This is a genomic window from Stella humosa, assembly GCF_006738645.1.
GTDB lineage: Bacteria > Pseudomonadota > Alphaproteobacteria > ATCC43930 > Allostellaceae > Allostella > Allostella humosa.
Window position 1 is genome coordinate 5768567 of record NZ_AP019700.1, and the last position, 24590, is coordinate 5793156.

Here is a 24590-nt window from a genome sequence, read left to right on the forward strand (position 1 = left end):
CGCTCCGATCACCGGCTGGGGTCGGTGATCTCGTCCAGCGGCCAGATCGGCCGGTGGGCGTTCTTGAAGGTGAAGGTCTTGAAGTTCTCCGAGCACAGGGAGTTCGAATCGACCACGATCACCTCGCGGGAGATCGGCTGGAAGGCCGCCCGGAAGTGGTGCATCGACTTCACCGCCACCGTGGCCTTGCGCGCCGGATCGATGCCCAGCGCCGTGTACTGCCCGAGGTCCAGGGCCTGGCCGTTGTTGGTGATGAAGACGATGTCGATGCCGCCGACCCGGAAGACCATGCTGAGGCCGTACTCGCGCCGCACGCCGCCGCCCATCGGGCCATAGGCCCAGACCTCGCCGTCATTGATGACGCGGACCTTGCCGGTCAGCGTCAGCGGCCCGCCGCCCTTGGTCGGGTCCCACTTGCCGCCGACCGAGATGGTGGCGGTGTTGCCGACGCCGGCCTTGATGCCCTCGGCGATCGCCTCGGGGTCGCAGATGGCGTGGAAGGCGGCGTTCTGCAGGTCGGCGTCGATCATCGCCTTCAGCAGCGCCGTCGTGTCGCCATAGCCGCCGCCGCCCGGATTGTCGGTGTAGTCGGCGATGACCAGCGGCTTGGTCACGCCCTGCTCCTCGGCCTTGGCCTTCTTCGCCGCCTGCTCGGGCGTCAGGAAGGTGAGCGCGGCAAAGTCGCGGGTTTCCCAGCAGCGGTCCATGAAGCGTTCGGCGGTCGCGCGGGCTTCCTCCGCCCGGCCGGCGGCCTTGGCGTCATAGGCGATCGCCACGCTGGGGCCGACCTCGCGGATGTCGGAATGCGGGAAGCCGGCGAAGACCGAGACGCTGAGCAGGTCGCCCTTCTCTTCCAGCGCGATACCCTGGTCGACCAGTTCCTTCATCGGGCCGCCCTGGGTGCGGCCCATGTCGAGGCCGGTCAGCATGGCGCGCCTGGCCAGCACGACGCGCGGCTCGATCTCGCCGTTCATGGCCCGCTCGAGGATCTCGGCACCCTTCCAGGCGCACTCGTACTGGTCGATATGCGGGTAGGTCTTGAAGGCGATCAGCGCATTGGCCGATTCCGCCATCAGGGGCGTGATGTTGCCGTGCAGGTCGAGCGTGACGGCGATCGGCACCTTCGGCCCCACCTTCTCGCGCAGGCGGCGCAGCAGCTCGCCCTCGGCATCCTCGAAACCCTCGGCCACCATGGCGCCGTGCAGGTGCAGCAGGGCCGCGTCGATGCCGCCTGCCTGGTCGACCGCGTCCAGGATCTGGCCGACCAGATACTCGAACGCCTCGCGCGTGACGGTGCCGGACGGGTTGGCGCTGGCGTTGATCGGGTGGATCAGCTGCCAGCCGAACTTGTCGGCCGCCTCGAAGCTGCCGCCGAAGTTGGAGCGCGTGCCGCGGCGCGCCTCGGGGATCTGGTTGCCCAGGTAGAAGTCGCGCCGCTTGAACGCGGCAAGGTCGGTCGGGTCCTTGCTGAAGGTGTTGGTCTCATGCGCCATCACCGCGCACAGCACGCGCCTCATGGGGAATACCTCTGGATCGGGGGCAGGGGGAGGGAAGTGGGGATGCCCAAGATTTTGGCAGATCGCCGGGTGCCCGTCGAGCATCGCGGCGGGCCGATTGCCCTGGGTTTATCTCAACAACCAGCGTTGCAGTGCACTACCATAGGCTTTGGCCGAACCATGCAAGGCCTGCAGTTGGCGACCGACGTTCACCGGCAGCACGCCGGCACGGGCGGCCGTCCACATAAGCCGTGCTGCAACCTCGCGCGGATCGCTAAGGGAAGGATCGATGCTTCCAGGTGCGGCAGCCGCCGCCCGAAGGCGGTGCCGAAAGTGTGTGCGATGCTCGATTTCTCGCTCGACGCGGGATCGCCAATCCACATGTAGGGCGGTAGCGAATGTGCCGCTGTGCGAGCGCAATGTCTCGATGGCTGCCAAATGACGCGAGCTGGTGTCCAGCATTCGTTGAACTACTTCGGCCGCGGCGGCGGCGAATGCCCGCATCTCTCCATCAAGCGCGCTTGCTGAGCTACGGCACAGGACGGTTCGGCCAAGCGCATTCAGCGCCAGCCGGCTACCCCACATCCCGGCTGCTGAGCCAATTGCGGGACCAATGATGAGCAACCACCCCCCAGTGACACCGAGCAACCCTAGGCCGGCCGCTGTCACGACGGAGCCAGCCTTGCCACCGAGCGTCCCTCCCATCGCTTGGGCGGCTGCCGCGCCTATGGCGGATGCCGGATCGGACTCCTGGCGCAGGAGAGCAAGGCCGGCCCGCGCGGCCGCCACCCCGGATGCGATTAGGGGGATCTGGAGGTCCAGCAGATCAGTGCCGGCGTTGAGCGTCGACCTTGTGGTCGCCTCGACTTGACCGTTGCTGAGCGAGGTTATCGGCATGACACGAACGTCGCCGTTGAAGAACGGCGCCAATTCGCAGTTGGTGATAACTGGGATATCGGGATAGCGGTCGATGTGTTCGTAAACGCCCCGAGGTGAGCCCAGGCACTTCACCTGGAAGCGGTCGCCGTTGACCAGCAGATCCCATCCCGGTTCCGTCGCTGTTCCCGGAAAAGATACGTCCGCACCTTCCGCCATCAATGCCGCAGCGGCTGCACGCTCGGCCACATACCCTTTCAACTGAGCGATATTGCCTGCGAACTTGGCCGGTGCCATCGCCTGAATATCGCAGGCGAACTTAGAGAAGCGAAAGATATCCGACAGATCCTCACTTCGGACGAAGTCGATGCCCGCGATGGCAGTTGGATCGAGACGGAAAGCATCATAGAGGAGATCGGCGGCGGTCAGTCCGCCATAGCCGGCCAAGTCGCCGAGCAGCAGTTTCGAGACGTACGATGCGCGATCGGGAGTGGGTTCGAGCGGGTGGTGGAGGCTCGCCGGATCGAGCGGCAAACTGCGAAGCGACGGTGGGGCCTGGGATGCCATCGGGCGCTTCTACAGCCGGAACGAAGGGAAGGCCGATCGATAGCGGCGCTGCCGAGCGTCATCGGCCACCACGAACTCCCGATAGCGGGCACGAGCATGTGCGACGAAGGCCTCGACGGGATCGGCATGCTCGGACGGGTTGCCGCGGGCGACCACCGATAGAGCTGCCAGGACGGTAAGGTAGCGTTCACGGATGCTCCGGTTCGCTCGTGCCCGCAGCAATGCGCCGCCGCCCACGGCCAAAACCGCCAGCGTGATCGGGCTGGAAAGGAACGCCAGCGACGACGTGGCGAGAATGTAGAACTTGAAGGGAAGAGTGAGGCCAAACACCCCCGCAACCGAGGCGATGGTGGAGGTGACGAGCGTATAGGATCCGAAGCCTCCCACCGCGACGGCAGTGCCAAGCCCGGTACCGAGCGATGCGATCGCACCGGTGCGCAGGAGCGCGTCAGCACCGATTCGATCGATATCCAACCTTTCCCGAACCATTGCCTGTGTTGCCGGATCGAGACGGTCAATCGCATTGGCGATCTGCTCCGCCACGCGTTTCTGCTCGTCGATACTCATGGCAGAAAAGTCGCGCGCCAGCTGTTCGAACAGCCTGGCCAGAATGTACTGGGTCGCCTCTATCACTGTTCCGCCATTGAAGCCCATCTTGACTTTCCAGCGTAGCCGGTCCGATAGCGAGCGTTCGTCGACCCGCCGCAGGATGGCAATCATGGCTTCCTCAATGCGACCGCAGATCTCGTTTATTGAGGCACGCGTCGGTGGGGCCGACAGGGTCAGTGCCAAATGATCGCACAGGCGGGTAAACTTCATTAACGGCAGATCGAAGGGCTGATCGAACAACAGCAATCCGCCATCTCCGCGCCCGTTCAACTGAAGACGCCCAGCAAAATCGGAGAATCTCGCCTGAACCTGTTCCGGTACGAGGCGCTCTCCGCCACTCTTTATCGACCTTCCCAGACGCCATAGCACGTCGGAAGCGTCCCAGCCTTCGATCTGCCCGGCCACCGCTGTCGTGGGCTCCCGCGCCAAACCGCCGAGGATGACACTGTCCAACTTATCGCCTCCATACTGGCACGCGCGATCATCGCTGATCCGCATCATGCACAACCATCGATCGTTTCGCAGGGGGCCTCGAACGAGCGCAAAAACTGGACGACCAAACGCGTCGAGCACACAGACCGGAAGCGGAATCGGCCGTGGGAGGAGTAGAGCGTCTATTGAGCACCGCCCCTACCCATCCGCGATGGAGAAAGTATTCCTACCGGAGCGACGCTTGGTAAGAACCCTCAATGACCAAGTGCGATAGGCGCGGATTGCCGCCCGGCGGCCATTGACGCCAGCCGCGCGCGAACGCTAGCGTCCTGTTCCCGCCATGAGGGCACGAGGCGTCGGCCTTGGCCTACCAGTTCCAGTTCGGATCGGTCTTCGCCGGCTTCGACCAGCTCCTGTGGGGCGCGTGGTTGACCGTCCTGCTGTCCGCCGCCGGCATCGTGCTGGGGCTGGCGATCGGCGTGGCCGGCGGCTGGGGTCGGGCGAACGGGCCGCGCTGGATGCGCTGGGCGATCGCGGGCTATGTCGAGGCGATCCGCAACACGCCCTTCCTGGTCCAGCTCTTTCTCATTTTCTTCGGCCTGCCCAGCCTCGGCATCCGCATGTCGGCCGGCACGGCTGCCCTGCTGACGCTCACCATCAACACGGGCGCCTACTGCACCGAGATCGTGCGGGCCGGCATCGAGGCGGTGCCGCGCGGCCAGATCGAGGCGGGCCGGGCGCTCGGCCTCAGCCGGTTCCTGGTGTTCCGCTTCCTCATCCTCTTCCCGGCGCTGAAGACGGTCTACCCGGCGCTCGCCAGCCAGTTCACCCTGATGATGCTGGCGACCAGCGTCGTCTCGCAGATCTCGGCCGAGGAGCTGACCTTCGCTGCCAACTTCATGCAGTCGCGCACCTTCCGCAGCTTCGAGATCTACGGGGTGGTGACGCTGATGTACCTGGCGCTGGCGCTGCTCTTCCGCGGCTTCTTCCGCGGCGTCCACTGGGCACTTTTCGAGCGCGGCCGATGATCCGCGACTTCGGCCCGGGCGAGGTCCTCTACCTCGTCACCGCCATGCGCTGGACGGTGATGCTGTCGGCGATCGCCTTCGCGGGCGGCGGGCTGCTGGGGCTGGCGCTCACCATCCTGCGCATCGCGCCCTGGCGGCCGGGCCGCTGGCTGGTGGCCGGCTACGTCCAGCTCTTCCAGGGCACGCCGCTCTTGATGCAGCTCTTCATCTTCTATTTCGGCTTCGGCATTTTCGGCTGGGACGTGCCGGCGATCGTGGCCGCCTCGACCGCCCTCATCCTCTATGCCGCGGCCTTCCTGGCCGACATCTGGCGCGGCTGCATCCAGGCGATCCCGGCCGGCCAGTGGGAGGCAGCCCGGGCGCTCGGCCTGCGCTTCCTCTACGTCGTCTGGCTCGTCGTTCTGCCCCAGGCCGTGCGCATCGCCATTCCGCCCACCGTCGGCTTCATGGTGCAGGTGGTGAAGAACACCTCGCTCGCCTCGATCGTGGGCTATGTCGAGCTGACGCGGGCGGGCCAGGTCATCAACAACGCCACCTTCCAGCCCTTCTCGGTCTTCATCGTCGTGGCGCTCCTATATTTTTCCCTCTGCTTCCCGCTGTCGCTGCTGAGCCGCCGGCTGGAACGCCGCCTCAACACCGGCGGCCTGCCGATGCGCGCGGTTCCGTGAAGACTCGGACGCCGTAGCGAACCCGGGGGCCGGCGGAGAACCGGCCCGCAACGCCAAGGAGGTCTGGTCATGCGCCGTCTCGTCGCCCGCCTGTTGCTGCTGCCCTTGCTGCTGCTGCCGTTCATGACCCTGACCGCCGCGGCGGGGGCGCTCGACGACATCGTCAAGCGCGGCACCGTGAAGGTCGGGATCGACCTCGGCGTGCCGCCCTACGGCCTGACCGACGCCCAGCAGAAGCCCGCCGGCTATGACGTCGAGGTGGCGGAGATGCTGGCCAAGGACCTCGGCGTGAAGCTGGAGATCGTGCCGCTGACCGGCCCCAACCGGGTGCCATTCCTGCTGACGAACAAGGTGGACGTGGTCGTCGCCACCTTCGGCATCACGCCGCAGCGGGCGCTGTCGGTCTCGTTCTCGAACCCCTACGTCGCCCTCAGCCTCGTGGTGCTGGGGCCCAAGGACAAGCCGATCGCCGACATGGCGTCGACCAAGGGGATGAAGGTCGGCATCACCCGCGGCACGACCCAGGACCTCGACTTCACGCGCCTGGCGCCGGAGGGCTCGCAGATCATCCGCTTCGAGGATGACGCCACGACAACGGCCGCCTTGCTGTCGGGCCAGGTCGACATCATCGCCACGGCCGACCTGCTGGCGATCGAGATCGCCAAGCGCAATCCGGCCAAGAACCTCGACATCAAATACACGATCCGCCTGTCGCCGGGCGCCATCGGCGTGCGCCGCGGCGACGCGGACTTCCTGCAATGGGTCAACACCTTCGTCTATTTCCACAAGCTGACGGGCGACTTCGGCCGCCTGTTCGAGAAGTGGGCCGGCTACAAGATGCCCGAACTGCCGGTGTTCTGAGCCAACGTCCCTGACCGATGGCGGCGGCTCCCACGGGGGCCGCCGCCCAGCTTCTGCCGGAGCCTCTCCCATGTCCGCCTCGCCGATCTTCACCGACCTCGACTATGAGCGGGAGGGGCGGCAGGTCGGCTTCCTCAACCTGCCCTATTCGCCGCACAGCGACGCCTGGGGGGTGATCCCGGTGCCGGCCGCCGTCATCCGCAACGGCGACGGTCCGACCGTCCTGTTGATGGGCGGGAACCATGGCGACGAGTATGAGGGGCCGATCGTGCTGGGCCGCCTCATCCGCGACCTCGACCCACGGACGATCCGCGGGCGCCTGATCTTCGTGCCGGCGATCAACCTGCCGGCGGTGCGCGCCGGCAACCGGGTGTCGCCCGCCGATGGCAAGAACATGAACCGCACCTTTCCGGGCGACCCGCTGGGCAGCCCGACCGAGCAGATCTCGCATTATGTCGACAGCGTGCTGTTCCCGCTGGCGGACGTCTTCATGGACCTGCATTCGGGCGGGTCCTCGCTCGACCTCATCCCCAGCGTGATGATGCAGCGCCCGGACGACGCGGCACTGCGGCGGCGGACGCTGGACGCGGTGCTGGCCTTCAACGCGCCCCTGACCGTCGTCATGGACACGATGGGCGAGCGGCGGACCTCGTCGGCGGCAGCGCTCGCCCGCGGCCTCGTCGTCATCGGGTCAGAGCTGGGCAGCGCCGGCGCGGTCTCGCTGGAGGGGCTGGAGGTGTGCGAGCGCGGCGTGCGCAACGTGCTGCACCATCTGGGCGTCCTGCCGGCCGACCCGCCGGCGGAACGCCAGCCGACCCAGCTCATGCAGATCGCCGGCGCCGACAGCTACGTCTTCGCCCCGGCCGACGGGCTGTTCGAGCCGTTCCACCGGCTCGGCACCTGGGTCGAGAAGGGCCAACCGGCGGGCCAGGTCAATTTCCTCGACGATCCCGGTCGGCCGCCGCTGGTCGCCCATTTCCGGCGCTCGGGCTATCTTTTCTGCCGGCGTGCGCCGGGCCGGGTGGAGCGCGGCAACGGCGTCTGCGTCCTCCTCAACCCCTACGAGGAGGGCTGATCCTCAGCGCTGGCCACGGCAGCCGACGCGGGTGACCATGCGCGCCTCCATCGCCCAGGCGCCGAAGGCCGCCGCCCGCTCGGGCTGCAGGCGCACGTCGGGCGGCGGGACCGGCCCGGGCCGGTCGGCTTCCGGCAGGCGGGTGACCATCTCGGCCAGGCTCTCGGGCGAGGCGGCGTAGAAGCGGCCGCGCCGCTCGGTCGCGGCCACGGCCACGCCGACGATGCGGCCGCCGGCATCGAGCAGCGGGCCGCCGCTGATGCCGCTGAGCGGGCCGTCGCCGGCCGGCGTGCGGCGGCGCTCGGTCCATACCGTGACGGAGGCCTCGCCGCGCATGCGCCCGCTGAAACCGATGCGCCCGCGCCCCAGCAACTGCCCCTCCACGACCGACGGCACGCTCTTGGGAAAGCCGACGGCCCACGCGCTCTGGCCGATGCGCAGGCCGGCATTGCCGCCGGCGATGGGAAAGGCCGGCGGGGCGCCACGGGTCGCCAGCACCGCCAGGTCGGTCTGCGGATGCAGCAAAGCGACCCGCGTACGCACCCAGCGGTCGTTGGCCTCCACCAGCACCTCGCGGCAGCCCTCGGCGACGTGACGGGCGGTCAGCCAGATCCCCTTGGGGTCGATGGCGGCGGCCGTGCCCTGGGCGTCGCCGCTGCGCGACGGCACCTCGATGATGCCGCGCGGGTCGGCCGCGGACGGCGGCGGCAATGGCCGCTGCGGGAAGGATTCCGGCGGGGCGGGCGCGCGGAAGGCCTCCGGCATGCCGCGGCGCGGCTGGCTGAAATCCGGCTGGTCCTCGCGCAGGAAGACGCTGTGGAGGATGGACCCCAGGACGCCGATGATGAGGATCAGCCGGAAGAGGCGACCCATGGCCGGTCAGCCGCCGACGGCGGCCGCGATCACCAGGGCGACGGCAAGCTGGACGCTGCCCAGCACGCAGGCCGCCCCCGGCTCGTCCTTGGCGATGGCGTCCGGCAGGCGCTTCAGAAGCAGCGACACGATGGCGAAGGCCGCCAGTTGCAGGATGAGCGCGGCCACGCCCCAGACGATGATGTCCCAGACCGCGACCGAGCGCGCCATGCAGGCCGCCAGCGGGATCGCCAGCCCCAGGATTGCACTGCCGAGCGCTATCCCCGCCGCCGTGTTGCCGGCGCGCACCAGGGCCAGCTCGCGATAGGGGGTAATCGCCTCGTAGGCGAGCACGCCCGCGATCAGCATCGCCAGGGTGATGCCGACATGGGCCAGGAATACCGGAAGGCTGTTCATCAGATTGTCGAGAAAGGGCATCATGGCTGGTCGGTCGCCCCGCATTTGTCCATGTCGGACCCTAGCAACGTTCGTCGGTCACGCGAAGCCATGCAACCTTTTGGCGTCGGCGTCGTTCCCTCGTCGCATCAATCTTCACGGGAGCGGCGAACATGGCGAACTTCACACTTACGAATGATGCCGATGTCCAGTTCGGCACCGGCGATGCGGACCAGTTCTTCGGCCTTAACGGCGACGATCTGCTGGCCGGCCTGGCTGGCAACGACAAGATCCTGGCGGGCGACGGCAACGACGCGGTCTTCGGCAACGAGGGCGCCGACGAGCTCGACGGCAGCAACGGCGACGACCTGCTGGCCGGCGGCCCGGACAACGACACGCTGGGCGGCGGCACTGGCACCGACGTCCTCTATGGCGAGAATGGCCAGGACCGGCTGTTCGGCAACGAGGGTGACGACGTGCTGGCCGGCGGCCTGGGCAACGACCTGCTGGGCGGCGGCTCGGGCAACGATGCCGGCTTCGGCGGCCAGGGCATGGATACCATCTATGGCGAGGATGGCGCCGACACGCTGACCGGCGACCTCGACAACGACTATGTCGATGGCGGCGCCGGCAACGACATGCTGCTGGGCGGCCTGGGCGACGACCAGGTCTTCGGCGGTGCCGGCGCGGACACGATCTATGCCGGCCAGGGCGCCGATTCGGTCTATGGCGGCGAAGGTAATGACGTCATCTGGGGCAACAAGGGCAACGACATCCTGCTGGGCGACGGCGGCGCCGACCGCTTCATCTTCATGCAGGGCGACGGCAGCGACGTCATCCGCGACTTCAACGGCGCGCAGGGCGACGACATCGACATCTCGTCCTTCGACTTCACCGACTACAACGACTTCATCGCCTCGACGACGATCAACTTCACCGCCGCCGGCGTGGAGCTCGATTTCGGCAGCGACTCGAAGCTGACGATCGCCGGTACGGGCTCGCTGAGCCAGGACTGGTTCCTGCTCTGAACCCTGCCCGGATTTTCTAGATCCGGTCGGTGGTGGCGCATCCCGTCGGGGGCTAGGCTGGGCAACCAGCCAACCTCCCCGACGGGACGCTCCCATGATCCAGAAGAACCCTGCCGGCGTTGCCGTCCTGCTCGACCTCGACGGCACGCTGACCGATTCCCGCCCGGGCATCATCTCCAGCTACCACGCCGCGATCCGCTCGCTGGGCCACGAGCCCGACCTGTCTATCGACCTCACCTTCGTCATCGGCCCGACGCCGGACAGCATCATGCCACGCGTGCTGGCCCATTACGGCGACGACCGGGCGGCCCTGGCGATCACCAACTATCGCGACCATTACGGCCGCGGCGCGCTCTTCGAGAACGCCGTCTATGACGGCATCGTCGAGGCGCTGGACGCGCTCCAGGTGGCCGGCCGCACGCTCTATGTGGCGACGGCCAAGCGCACCGTCTTCGCCCGACGCATCCTCGACCATTTCGGCCTGTCCCCCCGGTTCCAGTGCATCTATGGCTCCGAGCCGGGCGGCGCGCTCGACCGCAAGGCCGACCTGATCCGCCATATCCTGGACAGCGAGGGGCTGTCGCCCGCCACGGTGGTGATGGTCGGTGACCGGAGCCACGACGTCGAGGGCGCCCACGCCAACGGGCTGCCGGTGATCGGCGTCGCCTGGGGCTATGGCGGCGCGGACGAACTCAGGACGGTCGGCGCCGACCGCATCATCGCCCATCCCCGCGAACTGGCCGCCGCCGTGGCGGAACTGCGGCCCGGTTGACCAGCGCCCCGGTTGACCAGAGCCTGGGTCAGCGCCGCCGGACGAACTGGGCCAGGGTGTATTCGTCGGTGCGGCCCGGATAGCGCAGGTCGGCGCGCATCGCCCAGCTATGCAGGTTGTGCAGCAGGGGGACGAAGCCGACATCCTCCACCGCCACGCGCGTCGCCTGGCGCAGGATATCCTCCGACCGGGCGGGGTCCGCCGTCGCCAGCGCCTGGTCGTAGAGCCGGTCGAGTGCGGGGTTGGAGTAGCGCCCGCGATTGCCCGACCCGCGCCCACGCTCCTGGTCCCAGGTCAGCAGGCCGAAGGTCAGGAAGGACGAGGGCTCGCCGGTGACGATGCCGTAGCCGGTCAGCAGGAAGCTGTACTCCAGCCGCGCCGAGGCCGGGAAGAAGGCCGCCGGCGGCACCGCCACGACGTTGGTCGCAATGCCCACGCGGGCCAGCATCTGGCCCACCGCCTGGGCCAGCTGGGCGTCGTTGGGGTAGCGGTTGCGCGGCGCATGCAGGGTGATGCCGAAGCCGTCCGGGTATCCGGCCTCGGCCAGCAGGCGGCGGGCGCCGGCCGGGTCGTGGCCGTCGGCGGCCAGGGCGGGGCTGTAGCCCGCGAAGCCCTCGGGCACGATCTGGCCGGTGGCGACGGCATGGCCTTCCATCACCCGCTCCACCAGCGCGCGCCGGTCGATCGCCTTGGCGATGGCCTGGCGGACGCGCAGGTCGTGGAAGGGGTTGCGGCCGAGCGGCGCGCCGTTGCGGTCGGTGAACAGCGGCGGCTGGTCGCGATGGCGGTCCATCGCCAGGAAGATGATGCGCGTGGTGACCGCGTCCGTCAGGGCCAGGCGCGGGTTGCGCTTCAGCCCGGCGATGTCGGTCAGCGGCACATAGTCGATCAGGTCGACCTGGCCCGACAGCAGGGCCGCCACCCGCGCGGCGTTGTTGGCGATCGGCAGGATGGTCACGCGCTGCCAGTCGGGCTTCTCGCCGAAATACTGGTCGAACCGTTCGAGGACGAGGCGCTCGCCGCGCTTCCATTCGACCAGGCGGAACGGCCCGGTGCCGACCGCGCCCTGCCCGGCGCTGATCTGCTCGGACGTCGCGAAGAGCGGGCCGGCGCGATGCTCGTCGGTCGCCACCGCGGCGATGGCCTTCTTCGACATGATGGCGATGCTGGAGATGTTGATCGGCGTCAGCGGTGCCGGCCCGTCGGTATGCAGGCGGACGGTGTAGGGATCGACGATCTCGACCCGCTGGATGCGCCGCGTATGGACGGTCAGCGGCGAGGGGCTGTTCGGCACCGCCGCCACCCGCTCGATCGACGCCTTCACGTCCTCGGCCGTCATCTCGCCGCCGTCGTGGAAGCGCACGCCCCGGCGCAGCCGGAACTCCCACACATCCTCGCCGATCAGGGACCAGTCGGTGGCCAGGCCGGGGATGACCCGAAGCTGCTCGTCGCGCTCGACCAGGGCCGAGAAGACATGGGCGGCAGCGTTGGCGTTGGCCGTCTGGCTGGTGAAGTGCGGGTCGAGCGAGGTCGTCTCGACCTGCATGGCGATGCGCAGCTCCTGGCTGTGGGCGGGCGCTGCCGCAAGCATGAGCAGGGCTGCGACGCGAAGGCACAAGGACCGCATGGCCGATCTCTCCGGGGACGAACTAGTATCGTGGGCCGGACGCGTACCGCGCCGGCCCTTCCCTTGTCCACGAGCCCATTTCCCGAAAGCCCATTGCCCGAGAGGCCGAAGATGGCGCCCGCCCACACGATCATCCGCAACGGCCTGCTGGTCGACGCGCCCGGCCACCGGGTCGACCCGCGCGACATCCTGGTCGCGGGCGACCGCATCGCCGAGATCGGCCCCCCAGGAATGGATGCTCCGCCGCTGGCGGTGGTCGTCGACGCCACCAACCGTCTGATGATGCCCGGCCTGATAAACGCGCATACCCACAGCCATGCCAACCTCCCGCGCAGCCCCGGCGACCGCTGGACGCTGGAACTGGCGCTGCATCTGAACCCTTCGGTCCGCGGCAACCAGACGCTGGAGGACAAATACCTGTCGGCCCAGCTCGGCGCCGTGGAGATGCTGAGCAAGGGCTGTACCGCCTGCTACGACCTCTTCTACGAATTTCCCCAGCCGTCCCATGACGGGCTGCATGCGGTGGCCCAGGCCTACAGCGATGTCGGCATCCGCGCGGTGGTCGCGCCGATGATGGCCTCGCAGTCCTTCTATCGCGCGATCCCCGGCTTGCTCGAGGCGTTGCCGGACGCGGCGCGCGAGCGCCTGGGCCGCGGCGGGCCGCCGGCAGATGGCCAGGGCCTCCTCGACGATGCCCGCCGCACGTTGCATGGCTGGCACTTCGACCGCGACCGCGTGCGCATGGCGGTCGCCCCCACGATCCCGCTCCATTGCTCCGACCGCTTCTGGCAGGGGGCGGCCGGGCTGGCGCGCGACTATGGCGTCGGCCTGCACACGCACCTGGCCGAATCGAAGGTGCAGGCGGTGGCCGGCATGAAGCGCTACGGCCGCACGCTGACGGCCCATCTCGACCGGCTGGGTGTGCTCGGGCCGGGCTTCACCGGCGCCCATGGGGTGTGGCTCGACGACGAGGACATGCGCCGTCTGGAAGGGGCGGGGGCCGCCGTCGCCCACAACCCGGCCAGCAACATGCGCTACGGCTCCGGCCTGGCGGCCGTGCGGCGCATGGTGGAGCAGGGGCTCACGGTCGGCATCGGCACGGATTCGCGTAGCTGCTCGGACAACCTCAACATGTTCGAGGCGATGCGGCTGGCCTCCTACACCTCGCGGGTGCGCGGGCCGGACTACGAGCGCTGGCTGACCAGCGACGAGGTCTTCCGGATGGCGACCGAGGGCAGCGCGCGGGCGCTGGGCTTCGCCGGCGAGCTGGGCCGCATCGCCCCCGGCTACAAGGCCGACATCGTCTTCCTCGACCGGCGCAACCTGAACTACGTGCCGCTCAACGACGTCACCGTCCAGATCGTCAATGCCGAGGACGGCACCGGCGTCGCCGAGGTGATGGTCGGCGGGCGCATGGTGGTGTCGGGCGGCCGCGTGACCACGGTCGACGTCGATCGCCTGATCGACCGCTGCGAGGCCGCCATGGAGCGGCTGCGCGCGGCCAACGGCGAGGCCCACCAGATGGCGCGCGCGCTGGAGAAGGTGGTGGGCTCGTTCTGCGCGGCGATGGGGGCCGAGCCCTATCACGTCCACCGCTTCGTCGACGACCACGAGCATCCCCACCCGCACTGACGCGGGCGGGATGCGATCAGGCGGCGGCGGGCGGCGCGTCGATCGCCAGGATGCGGTCGAGGAAGGCGCGCAGTTCGCCCCGCTGGAGCAACTCGGCCACCAGATTATGCCGGTCGACGCCGGGCACGATGTCGAACCGCACCGGCAGCACCGTCGCCAGTGCCTCGGCCTTGCGCCGGTCGTTGGCGCAGTCGGCGCCAAAGGCCACCACCATGTCCGGCAGGGCCCCCTGCCGGCTGGCGATCAGCGTTTCCAGGGGTGCGAAGCTGATGCCGCGCGTGGCCAGCCGCGGGTCGTCGGTGAGGGTCGGGCTGGTGCCGCCGATGGAGATGCCGCGGGCAAGGTCCATCGCGATCGCCGTCCAGATGGCCGGCAGCCCCCCGCCGCTGCAGCCCAGCGCCAGCACCCGGCGATAGCGCGCACGATCGACCAGGCCGTCGACGGCGGCCAGCAGGCCCGGGAAATCGTCCGCGATCCCCTCCACGCCCTTCAGGTAGTAGGAGCGGGCCGGATCGCGCAGCAGCAGCAGGTCGAACGTCTCGGCGCGGCAGTGCTGCAGGAAGATCGGGGTGGGCAGCATCAGGCGATGGGCGTCGCCGGCGAAGGCGATGATGAGGTCGCGGCCGGCCGGGCCGCGATCGGGATGGAAATAGAGCCAGAACTGGCCGGCGATCGACCGCCGGGCATAGGGCTGGGTCGGCAACCCGCTGACCAGCATGGCCCGGCGCGTGCGCTCTATCCAGGCGGTGACCGGCGGCGGCCCGCCATTGCCCATCTCCCCCGCGACGGCCTCGAACTCGCGCGGCGTTATAACCGTATCGAGGGCGATGTGCAGGCGGTTGATCTCATTGTCGGTGCGGCAGGCGGCGAGCTGCGTAGCGTAAACGCTAGCCACGGCCGGCTTGCCGTCCGATTTGCTGCACCAGTTGGCCCAGCGTGGCATAGGCGAGAAGGTCGTCGGGGGTCAGGGACACGCCCGTCTCCACCTCGACGGCGATGCACAGTTCCATCTTCGCCAGGCTGTCCATCTCCAGCCGCTCCAGCGTGATATCGGCGGTGCCCGCCAGGAACGGGTCGCGGATCGCCGGCTCGTGGATGGCGGCAACGCCGCCGATCTCCAGAGCATCCACCAGCACCCGCCGGATCGCCTGCTCGTCCATCGCTTTCGTCTCTCCGGGGGTCAGGCCGGCACGGTGCCGGCAGAATAATAGCCGCGCACCCGCCCGCCCCGGCATTCGCCGAAGGTGGCGGCGCGGCTTGGATGGAGCGGCCGGCTGTCGGCCACCGACAGCCAGGCGCGCAACAGGCGTCGCCGGTTCTCGGGCGCGCCGTCGTCCTCGTAGGCGGTGCGGGCGTGCAGCACGACGTGGTTGTTGACGAGCTGGAGGTCGCCCGGCTCGAGCTGCATGGCGTGGCTGAAGCGCTCGCTCTCGGCCAGGGATTCGAACAGGTCGAGCGCCTCGGTCTCCTCGGCCGTCAGCCGGCGGGCGCCGGGGTAGCGATGCCCGGCCTCGATCTGGAACCGATTGTAGCAGCAGGACAGGCGGCCGTCGGCCACGGCGAAGACCGGCTGGCGGAAGAAGGGCGGCGCGCCCACGGGCTGGCGCTCGGGCACCCGCCAGAAGAGATCGCCGTAAAGCAGCGCCAGCAGGTCGGGCCGCAGCCGGGCCATCTCCGCGTGGATCGCGACCGAGCTGGCGATGCGGGTGACGCCGCCTGCCTTGGCCACCTGCACGAACAGCAGCCCCAGAATGTCGCAGCGGTCGGTGTGGAAGGTCAGGCGCTCGCGGCTGCCGTACCAGCGGCCGATCTGGCGGGCGGTGTCCTCGCCGCCATGGGCGACCTCCACCAGGTGGTCCCCCTCCTTGGTCTGCGGGATGGGCGTGCCAAGGCGCTGGCAGAATGTCCAGAAGCGCCCGCGCAGGGCCGCCGCCGCATCGTCGACCGGGAAGCCGCGCAGCACGACGAAGCCCGGCCCCCGTTCCAGCCGCTCCAGGATGTCGGCCAACGCCGGATCGCCGGCCGGGGGCACGGGCGCGGACGGCTCGGCGCGAAAGGTGGCCGAGCCATCGGGTCCGTCCAGCCCCTTCAGGTGCCGCTGGTCCAGCCGCACGCACCAGAAGTCCGGATCGGCCGCGTCGGCCGCCAGCCAGCCACGGTCGCGGATGCCCTCGGATGCGTCTGGCAAAGTCTGCATGATGGCGCCGACCCTACCGTTGGGGGCTTGCCCGATGCAATCCGGAAGAGGAAAAGTCGCCTTCCCAGCGCCATCGGCAAGCACCGGCATCGGAAGGGCGAGCAAGGCCATGTTCCTCGACAGGTTGGACGAACACGCCGCCCGCCGACCCATGGCGCCGGCCCTGGTGCGTGGCGACCGGACGATCGGCTATGGCGCGTTCATGACGCGCGTCGATGCCTGCGCGGCCATGCTGCGCGGCCAGGGCATCGGCCGCGAAGATGTCGTCGGGCTGACGATCGCCGACGAGATCGACCATCTGGTCGCCTGCCTGGCGCTCATGCGCATCGGTGCCGCCCAGATCACGCTGGGGACCCAGGATCCGCAGCCGGTGCGCGACCGGCTGGCCGCGCGCGTCGGCGTCACCCGGCTGCTGGGCGCGGGTTCGTCGGTTGCGGTGGCCGGTCGGGCGAAAGCGGCCGACGAAGCGCCCGGGCAGGCCGACCACGACCGGCCGGCCATCTACCTGCCGGGATCGGGGACCACCGGCGACGTGAAGCTGGTCTCGCTCAGCCAGTCCCAGATCGCGACCCAGGCCGCCATCGCCTATGCCGACTATCGCGGCGAGCGCATCCTCCAACTGGCGCCGGTCGAATACAACAACGGCAAGCGGCTGCGGCTCTACTGCCTCTATCACGGCGGCGCCTGCATCTTCCGCGACGGCTCCGGCGTGCCGCTGACCCAGCTCTGCCGCGACCAGGGCGTCACCTGGTTCGACCTCAGCGCCTATCTCGCGCACGACCTGGTGCGGGCCAGCGCCCAGCATGGCGGGCTGCCGGATTTCACGGCCGTGCGCATCGGCGGGTCGCGGGTGTCGACCGCGCTCAGGGCGGAGTTCCGCGCCCGCGTGTGCCAGCGGCTCTACATCTCCTATGGCGCGACCGAGATCGGCGGCATGCCCGGCGTCTGCATGGCAGCGCCCGAGGAACTGACGCCGGATGCCGAGGTCGTCGGCCGGCCGCTGGACGGGATGGAGGTCGTGATCGTCGATCCCGAGGGCCGGCCGGTGCCACCGGGGACGGTGGGCGAGATCCGCATGCGGGCGCCCGGCATGGTGACCGGCTATGTCGGTGACGCCGAGGCGACGCGGCGCTTCTTCCGCGACGGCTGGTTCCAGCCGGGGGACATGATGTCGCTGTCCGCCGACCGCATGCTGACCTTCCATGGCCGCGCGGACGACATGATCATCCTCAACAGCATCAACATCTTCCCGGGCGAGATCGAACGCGCCCTCGAAAGCCACCCGCTCGTGGCCGAGGCCGCCGCCTATCCCATCGCCTCGGGGGTGCACGGGCAGATCCCCGTGGCCGCGGTCCAGCTGCGGGCGGGAGCCGCGCTGGCCGAGCGCGAACTGCTGGCATATGCCCGCGAACGGCTGGGCGTGCGCGCGCCGCGCAAGGTCACGATCCTGGCCGAGCTGCCGCGCAACGGCCAGGGCAAGGTGCTGAAGCGCGTCCTGGCCGAGGGGCGGGCCGGCGGCGGCTGATGCCGGCCGCCGGCCCTTCCGGTCACGGGATCAGCGGCTCCATGAACTGCCGCAGGGGGGCTTCCCACTTCTTCCAGTCGGCTCCGCTGGCGGTGTGGCCGTACTCGGTGTCGATCTCGAAATAGGTGGCATCGACGCCGGCCGCCTTCAGCCGCGCCATCACGTCCGGCACGATCGACGGCGGGAACAGCACGTCGGTGCGGGCGATGACGTAGAGCACGCGGGCGCGGATGCGGTCGAACTTGCCCGTGGTGTCGAAGCGATCGGCCGCCTTGCGCAGGATCAGCAGCGAATGGGCGTCGAAGCGTTCGGCCCAGGCCGCGGCCTGGGCGCGCATCCTGGCATCGCGCGCCGCGGGATCGAGGCCCTCGTCGGCCAGCACCTCGTCGGCGCCGTAGCGCTTCAGGGTTTCCAGCCGGATCGCGCGCATCGTCGCGGTCACGCCGCCGGGCGTGTCGTAGTACCAGCCGCCGTTCCAGTTGGGGTCGGCGGCGATGCGGGCATGCAGCTCGGGATAGGCCTGGCGCGGGCTGGCGGGGGCGGTCACCACCGGCACGATCGCATCCATGAAGTCGGGATGGTCGACCGCCCACTGGAAGGCCTGGAAGCCGCCATAGGAATTGCCGGCGACGGCGGCCAGGTGCTTCACGCCCAGATGGTCCAGCATCCGCTTCTGCAGGCCGATGATGTCCGAGACGGTGATGTCCGGGAAGGTCGGGCCGTAGGGTTTGCCGGTGGCGGGGTCGATGTCCTTGGCATTGGTCGAGCCGTAGGACGAGCCCAGCATGTTCGAGGCGACGACGTAGAGGCGGTCGGTGTCGATCGCCTTGCCGGGGCCGACCAGGCCGTTCCACCAGCCGGGCGCGTTGCCGTTTTCCGGGTTGCGGCCGGCGGCATGGTGGCTGGAGGTGAAGCCGTGGGTCAGCAGCACGGCGTTGCGGCCGTCCGGCGCCAGCTTGCCATAGGCCTCGTAGGCGAGCCGTGCCTTGGGCAGGCTGCCGCCCAGCTCCAGCGGGAAATCGGTCGTCTCGAAATACTCGGTGCGGGTCGCACCCTGATCGGCTGGCATCGGCGGTCCTGTGGCTGGTCGGGACGAAGGCGGGTCCTCACTATAGACCCAGGCCCCGCCATGGGCGCGGATTCTCCGCCGGTTCGGCGGTATCCTGGCCGCCGCCATGACCCCCACCGATCCCCCATCGTTTCCCGTCTATTCGCCGGCCGAGCGGCGGGCGGACGCGGTCATCCACGTGGCGGGGGTACTCTTTGCCGTGGTGGGCGGCGGGCTGCTGCTGGCGGCGGTGGCCGCGAACGGGGATGCGGTCGTCACGGCCAGCGTTGTGGTCTACTGCCTGGGGCTGGCGGCGATGCTGGGGGCGTCGGCCGCCTACAACCTGGCGCCGGCGGGAGCGGCCAAGGAATGGCTGCGCCGGCTCGACCATGCCGCCATCTTCGCCATGATCGCCGGCAGCTACACGCCGTTCGCCGTCAACCTGGTGGCGCCGCCCTGGGGCCTGGTGCTGTGCGTGGCGGTGTGGACGGCGGCGGCGGCCGGCATCGTCCTCAAGCTCGGCTGGCCGCGCCGGTTCGAGCGGCTGGGCCTGGCGCTCTACCTCGCCACCGGCTGGATGCTGCTGCCGGCGATCGGGCCGATGGCAGACGGCCTGCCGGCCCGCGTGCTGTGGCTGCTGCTGGCGGGCGGCGTCGTCTATTCGCTGGGCACCCTGGCGCACCTCGCCCATCGGGTGGCGTTCCACAACGCGCTGTGGCACGCCATGGTGCTGGCGGCGGCGGCGCTGCATTTCGCCGCCGTCGCCGCCGCCTTCACCTGATGGGGCTCAGCTCAGGAGCTGGCCGCCATCGACGCAGACGGTCTGGCCGGTGACCCACTGGGCCAGGGGCGAGGCCAGGAACAACACCACGTTCGCCACCTCTTCCGGCTTGCCCATCCGCTTGAAGGGGATCTTGGCCAGCACGTTGGAATAGAGCGCCTCGCCGGCCAGCCGGCGGCGCTCCCACGAGCCGCCGGGGAATTCGATCGAGCCCGGCGCCACGCAGTTCACGCGGATGTTCTCCGGCGCCAGCGTCAGGGCCTGGCTGGTCGTGTACTGGATGACGGCGGCCTTCACCGCGGCATAGGGCGCCGAGCGGGTCGAGGCATGGAAGCCCGAGATCGACGAGACGTTGACGATCGAGCCGCCACCCGCCTGCTTCAGCAGCGGAATGGCGGCGTGGGAGGCCCGCACCGTCGCCATCACGTCGACCGACAGGCCCTTGGCCCAGCCTTCCTCGTCATCGGTCGAGCCGAAGCCGGACGCGTTGTTGACGAGGATGTCGAGCCCGCCCAATGCAGCCGCCGCCTCGGCCACCCAGCGCCCGACGGCCGGGCCGTCGGCCAGGTCGCAGGATGCGGCATGGGTGGCATGGCCGTGGGCCGCGATCTCCTGGCGGGTCTGCTCCAGCGTCTCGGCGCCGCGCGCGCAGATGCCGACATCGGCGCCGGCGGCCGCGAAGCCCAGCGCGATCGACCGCCCGATGCCGCGGCTGCCGCCCGCCACCAGGACGCGCTTGCCGGTAAAGTCCAACTGCATGATGTCTCCGTTTCGTTCAGGTCTGGAGGCTGCCGGCCGTCACTCGGCCTTGATGCCCTTCTCGCGGATGAGCGTGCCCCAGGTCTTCTCCTCGCGGTCGAAGAGCTGCTGGAGTTCCTCTGGCGTCGAGCCGCGCAGCTCGACGCCCTGGCGGCCGAACTGCTTCTGCAACTCGGGGTCCTCCACCGCCTTGCGGGTGGCGGCATAGATGCGGTCGACGATCGGCTGCGGCGTCGCCGCCGGCACCACCATCGCCTGCCAGAAGATCACGTTGAAGCCCTTGGGGCCGCCGGCTTCCTCGATGGTCGGCAGGTCGGGGAAGGCGGGCGAGCGCTTGTTGCTGGAGATCGCAATCGCGCGCGTCAGCTTGCCGTCGAGCAGCGGCATCGCCTCGATCGCGGCCGAGAACATCATCTGCGCGTTGCCGGCGGCGACATCCTGGCCGGCCTGGGCGCCGCCCTTGTAGGGAACGTGGACGAGGCGGATCTGGGCCGCCTCCTTCAGCAGCTCGGCCGCCATGTGGTTGGTGGCGCCGATGCCGGAGCTGGCGATGTTCAGCTTGTCGGGATTGGCCCGCGCGTGCGCCACCAGCCCGGCCAGGTCGGCCACCGGCAGGGCCGGGTGGACATGCAGGATGAAGGGCGTGACCGACATCAGCGAGACCGGGCGGAAGTCCCGCTTGGTGTCGTACTGCACGTTGCCCTGCAGCGTCGGGTTGATCACCAGCGAGGTGCCGGCGGCATAGATGGTGTAGCCGTCGGGTGCCGCCTTGGCGGCGAAGTTGGAGGCGACGGTGGTGGCCGCACCCGCCCGGTTGGCGATGATCACCGGCTTGCCCAGGCTCTGCGACATGCGGTCGGCGACCGCGCGCGCCACCAGGTCGTTCACACCGCCCGGCGGATAGGGCACGACCATGGTGATCGGCTTGGTCGGCCAATCGGTGGTCTGGGCGACGGCGGCGACCGGCAGCAGGGCCGCCGCGGCGCAGGTCAGGGCCAGCAAGGCTCGGCGCGGGATGGTCATGGGGATCCTCCGGGTTTGCTCGCGCCACGAAAAGGCGGGCGCTTCGGCAGGCGCCCACTCTGCCACGGGTCGGCGCCGGCTACACCGGTCGTCGTGCCCTGCTCGGGCGCGATCTCAGGCGGGTTTGCGCAGCAGGATCTCGACCGGGATCGCGCGGCCCTCTTCCAGGCTGCGGATGGAGTTGATGGTCAGCTCGCGCATCCGCTCGCCCATCAGCACCTGCATGCCGAGCGGCGGCATGCCCTCGCTCTCCAGCTTGCGGCGGAAGGCCGTCTGCTTGGGCACCGTCTCGAAGGCGGTGTCGCGGAAGGACAGGATCTCGAAGCCGGCCGCCGCGATGTCGGCGCGCGTCTCTTCCTCGGTCGACAGGAAGCTGGTCGCGGCGGTGCTGGCCCAGGGCACCGGGAAATGCGGCAGGCCGTTCGGGCCGGCCATCAGGTTCGACAGGGCGACCACCGCCCCCGGCTTCACCACCCGCAGCGCCTCGGCATAGAAACCGCGCTTGTCGGCGATGTTCATGACCACGTTCTGCGAGTAGGCGCGATCGAACGTGTCGTCGGGCAGCGGCAGGGCCAGGGCATTGCCCTCCAGGATGCGAACGCGGTCCTCCATGGCGGTCGCCCGGTTCAACTCGCGGGCTGCCGCGCAGAACTCGGGCGTCAGGTCGACGCCGGTGACCCGGCAGCCGAAGGTGGCGGCGATCCAGCGCGCCGGCCCGCCGATGCCGCTGCCGATGTCGAGGATCTCCTCGTCCGCCTGTGGCCCCAGCACGGCCACCAGTTCGCGGGTCGCCTGGATACCGCGGCCGTGGAAATGGTCGAGCGGCGCCAGGGCGTCCGGCGTCACCGCCGAATCGAGCCCGTTGGCCGACCACAGCGCGCCCAGGATACGCTCGGCGATTCCAGCGCTGGCATAGTGGTCCTCGACGCGTGCGCCATCGGTCATGCGGGCTCTCCTCGGGCTCTATCTTCGGTGCTGGCAGGGTGCGGGCGACGGCTGCCTACGGTCGACGGCGACCGGGTCGCGGCCCGCCACGCGGCGGGCCGTCGCCGCCGGCCGGCCGGCCCGGCGGGCGCGACCGGGCTGGACGGTGGGCATCGCCGGTCCCTGGGGCACCGGCCACGCGGCCTGGCGTACGCGGCCGTCCCGCCGGCTTGGCGTCCCCGAACGGGCGGGCCGCGCGCTGGGGCCGCTCTTCGCGTGCCCCGCGGTCGTCGGCGGCGGGGCGGCCGCGGCCGGGGGCGGCGCCAGGCCGGGCGGTCTGGCGGTCGGCCGGCCGGGCATCGGCGCGGGGCCGGTCGCTGCGTTGAGCGCTTTCGCTGCGCTGAGGGCCTGCGCTGCTCCGGGGCCGGTCGCCGCGCAGCGGGCGCTCACCACGGTCGGGCCGAGCCTCGCGCGCCGGCCGCTCATCGCCGGGCGCGCGGTCGTTGCGGGGTGGCCGGGGCCGGTCGGGCGCGCGCTCGTCGGCTGTGCGGGCCGGGGCCGATCGGGAACGGTCGGTGCGGGCGGCGGGCCTGGCGTCCGCGGCGGGTCGATCCCAGCGCGGCGGCCGCTCGTCCCGCGGCGGCCGCGCACCGGCGGGCCGGGCGGCACTGCGGTCGCGGTCGGCGCTGCCCGCCCCCCGTGTCGGGCGGGCGGTGCCGGCCGGTCGTTCGTCGCGCGGGCCGCGGGCATCCGGGCGGCCGCGGGCCGGGCGGGCACCCTCCGGGCGGCCGGCCCCGCTCGGCCGTTCCGAACGCTCGGCCGGGGCGGTGCGCGTGCCCTTGCGGGCGCGGGTGGGCGGGGCGTCCGCCGCCGCCTCGTTGCGGGCGCGCTCGCCGTCGCGCGCCTTAACGGTGGCGGCGTGGACCTGCCAAGCCGCCTGGCCGGCCGAGGCGCAGCCCTGCTCCCAGACCTCCGCCACGCCGGCGGCCGACCAGTGGTCGCGCGCCGGCATGTCGGGCGGCAGGGGGGCGGCCAGCGCCGCATAGACGGTCGCCCGGCAATGGGTGCGCCAGGCCGTCTCGTAGGCGGTCGCCGGTGCCGAGGAGCCGGTTCGGGCTGCCCGCGACAGGGCGTCGGCGTGCAGGCGCTCGATCGCGCGCTGCTGCTCGGCCGTCGCCAGCAGCTCGTCGCGCGTGCAGTCGCCGACCAGCCGCTTCAGGTCGGGGATCGTGGTGTCTAGGGTGATCTTGCGCATGGGGCACTCCGGAAGCGGCGGTGGCGAATGGGCACGAAGTGCTGTGGTCGAAACCAGGCGAATTGAAACCAGGGCGAACTGAAACCAGGGCGAACTGGAATCAGGAAGAACTAGGCGAGGTGGGCCGCGATGGCGGTGAACTGCGCCTTGCGGTTGCCCTTCAGGTGCAGGATGTGGCGACCATCCAGCATATCCCATCCCAGGGCCCCGCCACCGGGGGAGAAGTTCCAGGATTCGGCCGGCAGCAGCCGCACCCGGGCGCCCGCCACCTCGCTGTCCGGTCGCAACCGGTCGAACAGCGCATCGGCGAGCAGCGAGGTCATGGCGAACTGTCCGCCGCCCCAGGTGCGAACGTCGTCGACCTGAAAATAGCTCTCGGCCGTGCGGTCGGCGGTGCGGAAGCGGTTGCGCGGGCCGGCCAGGAAATCCGTGCCTTCGGCCGCCATGGCCGCGAAGCGGGACAGGGCCGCGTCGAAGAATGCGACGGCTGCCGGGGTGAAGCGCGCCGCCATGACGCCGAAATTGATGGCGCTCTGGCGGCCATCATTGGGCAACCCCCAGTGGTCGCGCATGGTGGCGGCCGGCTCCAGCGCGCTTTCCAGATAGGTGAGCGCGACATCGAAGGGCAGGTCGAACAGCGGCGCCAGTTCCCGCAACACCAGCGCGTCGGTGTCGAGGAAGATGGCGCCCAGCCGGTCGGTCCGCCCGACGCGGGCCGCGATATAGTCGCGGTAGCAGCGGGTCCGGTCGTATTGCAGGGTCGCGGGATCGGCCAGTTCGCGGCGCTCGATCGCCAGGTGCGGCCGGCCGGCGAACGCCGCGCCGTCGTTGGTGATCAGCACCGGCTGGCCCATCGGTGCCCGCCGGTGGGCGACATCCGTCGCCATCCCCACCATCAGGCGCGGATCCAGCTCCAACTCAGCTTTCGACTGGGACGGCCACATCGGGTGGCGCGCCAGGAACTGGTGGTAGAAGACGATGTCGTAGGTGGCGGAGGCGCTGGCAGGCGGCATCGGCGATCCGGAAGTTCTTGGCGCCAGAATTCATCACCGTCACGGTAGGGGGGCGGGCTCGACGCGATCCTGCCGCAACGGACGCGCCCGCCGGGGCAGATGCCGCTCGGCCTTGGGCAGATCTGCCGCATCATAGCCGCTGCGGA

The 24590-nt window shown here is 70.0% G+C and carries 24 protein-coding genes; 9 read left to right on the plus strand and 15 right to left on the minus strand.

The window, feature by feature from the left end:
* Positions 1-8 precede the first annotated feature (8 nt).
* From STVA_RS27165 to STVA_RS27175, 3 genes are all read right to left on the minus strand, one after another.
* Positions 9-1517: a M81 family metallopeptidase gene (locus STVA_RS27165; RefSeq protein WP_170216494.1), complete on the minus strand. Its 1509-nt coding sequence runs from the start codon at positions 1515-1517 to the stop codon at positions 9-11.
* A gap of 108 nt (positions 1518-1625) precedes the next feature.
* Positions 1626-2939 (minus strand): hypothetical protein, encoded by a 1314-nt coding sequence (locus STVA_RS27170; protein WP_142235899.1) that lies wholly within the window; start codon positions 2937-2939, stop codon positions 1626-1628.
* Between the two features lie 9 nt (positions 2940-2948).
* A complete protein-coding gene (locus STVA_RS27175) occupies positions 2949-4049 on the minus strand; it encodes a hypothetical protein (RefSeq protein WP_123690190.1) in 1101 nt (366 codons plus the stop codon).
* Positions 4050-4342: 293 nt separating this feature from the next.
* Between STVA_RS27175 and STVA_RS27180 the strand changes: the two genes are divergently transcribed.
* From STVA_RS27180 to STVA_RS27195, 4 genes are all read left to right on the plus strand, one after another.
* Positions 4343-5008, plus strand: a complete 666-nt coding sequence (locus tag STVA_RS27180; RefSeq protein ID WP_123690189.1) for an amino acid ABC transporter permease — start codon at positions 4343-4345, stop codon at positions 5006-5008.
* Complete coding sequence (locus STVA_RS27185) at positions 5005-5676, plus strand: amino acid ABC transporter permease (protein WP_123690188.1); 672 nt, start codon at positions 5005-5007, stop codon at positions 5674-5676. Before STVA_RS27180 ends, STVA_RS27185 begins: the two co-directional genes overlap by 4 nt.
* 69 nt (positions 5677-5745) lie before the next feature.
* Entirely contained in the window at positions 5746-6537 is a 792-nt protein-coding gene (locus STVA_RS27190; protein WP_123690187.1) for a transporter substrate-binding domain-containing protein, read from the plus strand.
* 70 nt (positions 6538-6607) lie between these two features.
* Complete coding sequence (locus STVA_RS27195) at positions 6608-7612, plus strand: succinylglutamate desuccinylase/aspartoacylase family protein (RefSeq protein ID WP_123690186.1); 1005 nt, start codon at positions 6608-6610, stop codon at positions 7610-7612.
* A gap of 3 nt (positions 7613-7615) precedes the next feature.
* Here STVA_RS27195 and STVA_RS27200 read toward each other — a convergent pair whose 3' ends face one another.
* Both STVA_RS27200 and STVA_RS27205 read right to left on the minus strand, forming a co-directional pair.
* On the minus strand, positions 7616-8485 hold the full coding sequence (locus STVA_RS27200; RefSeq protein ID WP_123690185.1) for a S1 family peptidase: 870 nt from the start codon (positions 8483-8485) through the stop codon (positions 7616-7618).
* A 6-nt stretch (positions 8486-8491) separates the two neighbouring features.
* Complete coding sequence (locus STVA_RS27205; protein ID WP_170216493.1) at positions 8492-8881, minus strand: DUF350 domain-containing protein; 390 nt, start codon at positions 8879-8881, stop codon at positions 8492-8494.
* 152 nt (positions 8882-9033) lie between these two features.
* Between STVA_RS27205 and STVA_RS27210 the strand changes: the two genes are divergently transcribed.
* Positions 9034-9888, plus strand: coding sequence for a calcium-binding protein (locus STVA_RS27210; protein ID WP_123690183.1), 855 nt, complete (start codon positions 9034-9036; stop codon positions 9886-9888).
* A 94-nt stretch (positions 9889-9982) separates the two neighbouring features.
* On the plus strand, positions 9983-10660 hold the full coding sequence (locus STVA_RS27215) for an HAD hydrolase-like protein (RefSeq protein ID WP_123690182.1): 678 nt from the start codon (positions 9983-9985) through the stop codon (positions 10658-10660).
* 28 nt (positions 10661-10688) lie between these two features.
* Here STVA_RS27215 and STVA_RS27220 read toward each other — a convergent pair whose 3' ends face one another.
* Positions 10689-12251: an ABC transporter substrate-binding protein gene (locus STVA_RS27220; protein ID WP_170216492.1), complete on the minus strand. Its 1563-nt coding sequence runs from the start codon at positions 12249-12251 to the stop codon at positions 10689-10691.
* 147 nt (positions 12252-12398) lie between these two features.
* Between STVA_RS27220 and STVA_RS27225 the strand changes: the two genes are divergently transcribed.
* A complete protein-coding gene (locus tag STVA_RS27225; protein WP_170216491.1) occupies positions 12399-13919 on the plus strand; it encodes an amidohydrolase family protein in 1521 nt (506 codons plus the stop codon).
* A gap of 16 nt (positions 13920-13935) precedes the next feature.
* Here STVA_RS27225 and STVA_RS27230 read toward each other — a convergent pair whose 3' ends face one another.
* From STVA_RS27230 to STVA_RS27240, 3 genes are read right to left on the minus strand one after another with little or no spacing between them, the layout of a single operon-like run.
* Positions 13936-14814 (minus strand): hypothetical protein, encoded by an 879-nt coding sequence (locus tag STVA_RS27230; RefSeq protein WP_123690179.1) that lies wholly within the window; start codon positions 14812-14814, stop codon positions 13936-13938.
* Positions 14807-15079, minus strand: coding sequence for an acyl carrier protein (locus tag STVA_RS27235; RefSeq protein ID WP_170216490.1), 273 nt, complete (start codon positions 15077-15079; stop codon positions 14807-14809). The genes STVA_RS27230 and STVA_RS27235 overlap by 8 nt, the downstream gene beginning before the upstream one ends.
* A 20-nt stretch (positions 15080-15099) precedes the next feature.
* A complete protein-coding gene (locus STVA_RS27240) occupies positions 15100-16116 on the minus strand; it encodes a TauD/TfdA family dioxygenase (protein ID WP_170216489.1) in 1017 nt (338 codons plus the stop codon).
* 109 nt (positions 16117-16225) lie between these two features.
* On the opposite strand from STVA_RS27240, the gene STVA_RS27245 reads away from it, so the two are divergent.
* Positions 16226-17641: a class I adenylate-forming enzyme family protein gene (locus tag STVA_RS27245; protein ID WP_170216488.1), complete on the plus strand. Its 1416-nt coding sequence runs from the start codon at positions 16226-16228 to the stop codon at positions 17639-17641.
* A 22-nt stretch (positions 17642-17663) separates the two neighbouring features.
* On the opposite strand, the gene STVA_RS27250 is transcribed toward STVA_RS27245, so the two are convergent.
* A complete protein-coding gene (locus STVA_RS27250; RefSeq protein ID WP_170216487.1) occupies positions 17664-18710 on the minus strand; it encodes a homoserine O-acetyltransferase family protein in 1047 nt (348 codons plus the stop codon).
* A 106-nt stretch (positions 18711-18816) separates the two neighbouring features.
* Between STVA_RS27250 and trhA the strand changes: the two genes are divergently transcribed.
* Complete coding sequence (gene trhA, locus STVA_RS27255; protein ID WP_123690175.1) at positions 18817-19470, plus strand: PAQR family membrane homeostasis protein TrhA; 654 nt, start codon at positions 18817-18819, stop codon at positions 19468-19470.
* 6 nt (positions 19471-19476) lie between these two features.
* On the opposite strand, the gene STVA_RS27260 is transcribed toward trhA, so the two are convergent.
* The 5 genes from STVA_RS27260 to STVA_RS27280 form a co-directional block, all read right to left on the minus strand.
* Positions 19477-20229 carry an SDR family NAD(P)-dependent oxidoreductase gene (locus STVA_RS27260; protein ID WP_123690174.1) on the minus strand — a complete coding sequence of 251 codons (753 nt, stop codon included), beginning with the start codon at positions 20227-20229 and terminating at the stop codon, positions 19477-19479.
* A gap of 39 nt (positions 20230-20268) precedes the next feature.
* Positions 20269-21252, minus strand: coding sequence for a tripartite tricarboxylate transporter substrate binding protein (locus STVA_RS27265; protein ID WP_123690173.1), 984 nt, complete (start codon positions 21250-21252; stop codon positions 20269-20271).
* A 114-nt stretch (positions 21253-21366) separates the two neighbouring features.
* Positions 21367-22197, minus strand: a complete 831-nt coding sequence (locus tag STVA_RS27270; RefSeq protein WP_123690172.1) for a class I SAM-dependent methyltransferase — start codon at positions 22195-22197, stop codon at positions 21367-21369.
* Between the two features lie 55 nt (positions 22198-22252).
* Positions 22253-23431: a hypothetical protein gene (locus STVA_RS27275; protein WP_123690171.1), complete on the minus strand. Its 1179-nt coding sequence runs from the start codon at positions 23429-23431 to the stop codon at positions 22253-22255.
* A 110-nt stretch (positions 23432-23541) separates the two neighbouring features.
* Positions 23542-24444: a hypothetical protein gene (locus STVA_RS27280; protein ID WP_123690170.1), complete on the minus strand. Its 903-nt coding sequence runs from the start codon at positions 24442-24444 to the stop codon at positions 23542-23544.
* Positions 24445-24590 lie beyond the last annotated feature (146 nt).

Excerpts from the sequence above, each read along its gene's own strand:
- STVA_RS27220 (WP_170216492.1), bottom strand. The coding sequence starts at position 12,251 with ATGCTTGCGGCAGCGCCCGCCCACAGCCAGGAGCTGCGCATCGCCATG.
- STVA_RS27265 (WP_123690173.1), bottom strand. The coding sequence starts at position 21,252 with ATGACCATCCCGCGCCGAGCCTTGCTGGCCCTGACCTGCGCCGCGGCG.
- STVA_RS27245 (WP_170216488.1), top strand. The coding sequence starts at position 16,226 with ATGTTCCTCGACAGGTTGGACGAACACGCCGCCCGCCGACCCATGGCG.
- STVA_RS27275 (WP_123690171.1), bottom strand. The coding sequence starts at position 23,431 with ATGCGCAAGATCACCCTAGACACCACGATCCCCGACCTGAAGCGGCTG.
- STVA_RS27200 (WP_123690185.1), bottom strand. The coding sequence starts at position 8,485 with ATGGGTCGCCTCTTCCGGCTGATCCTCATCATCGGCGTCCTGGGGTCC.
- STVA_RS27270 (WP_123690172.1), bottom strand. The coding sequence starts at position 22,197 with ATGACCGATGGCGCACGCGTCGAGGACCACTATGCCAGCGCTGGAATC.
- STVA_RS27205 (WP_170216493.1), bottom strand. The coding sequence starts at position 8,881 with ATGAACAGCCTTCCGGTATTCCTGGCCCATGTCGGCATCACCCTGGCG.
- STVA_RS27175 (WP_123690190.1), bottom strand. The coding sequence starts at position 4,049 with ATGATGCGGATCAGCGATGATCGCGCGTGCCAGTATGGAGGCGATAAG.
- STVA_RS27210 (WP_123690183.1), top strand. The coding sequence starts at position 9,034 with ATGGCGAACTTCACACTTACGAATGATGCCGATGTCCAGTTCGGCACC.
- STVA_RS27250 (WP_170216487.1), bottom strand. The coding sequence starts at position 18,710 with ATGCCAGCCGATCAGGGTGCGACCCGCACCGAGTATTTCGAGACGACC.
- STVA_RS27185 (WP_123690188.1), top strand. The coding sequence starts at position 5,005 with ATGATCCGCGACTTCGGCCCGGGCGAGGTCCTCTACCTCGTCACCGCC.
- STVA_RS27235 (WP_170216490.1), bottom strand. The coding sequence starts at position 15,079 with ATGGACGAGCAGGCGATCCGGCGGGTGCTGGTGGATGCTCTGGAGATC.
- STVA_RS27190 (WP_123690187.1), top strand. The coding sequence starts at position 5,746 with ATGCGCCGTCTCGTCGCCCGCCTGTTGCTGCTGCCCTTGCTGCTGCTG.
- STVA_RS27215 (WP_123690182.1), top strand. The coding sequence starts at position 9,983 with ATGATCCAGAAGAACCCTGCCGGCGTTGCCGTCCTGCTCGACCTCGAC.
- STVA_RS27195 (WP_123690186.1), top strand. The coding sequence starts at position 6,608 with ATGTCCGCCTCGCCGATCTTCACCGACCTCGACTATGAGCGGGAGGGG.
- STVA_RS27240 (WP_170216489.1), bottom strand. The coding sequence starts at position 16,116 with ATGCAGACTTTGCCAGACGCATCCGAGGGCATCCGCGACCGTGGCTGG.
- STVA_RS27225 (WP_170216491.1), top strand. The coding sequence starts at position 12,399 with ATGGCGCCCGCCCACACGATCATCCGCAACGGCCTGCTGGTCGACGCG.
- STVA_RS27165 (WP_170216494.1), bottom strand. The coding sequence starts at position 1,517 with ATGAGGCGCGTGCTGTGCGCGGTGATGGCGCATGAGACCAACACCTTC.
- STVA_RS27170 (WP_142235899.1), bottom strand. The coding sequence starts at position 2,939 with ATGGCATCCCAGGCCCCACCGTCGCTTCGCAGTTTGCCGCTCGATCCG.
- STVA_RS27260 (WP_123690174.1), bottom strand. The coding sequence starts at position 20,229 with ATGCAGTTGGACTTTACCGGCAAGCGCGTCCTGGTGGCGGGCGGCAGC.
- STVA_RS27280 (WP_123690170.1), bottom strand. The coding sequence starts at position 24,444 with ATGCCGCCTGCCAGCGCCTCCGCCACCTACGACATCGTCTTCTACCAC.
- trhA (WP_123690175.1), top strand. The coding sequence starts at position 18,817 with ATGACCCCCACCGATCCCCCATCGTTTCCCGTCTATTCGCCGGCCGAG.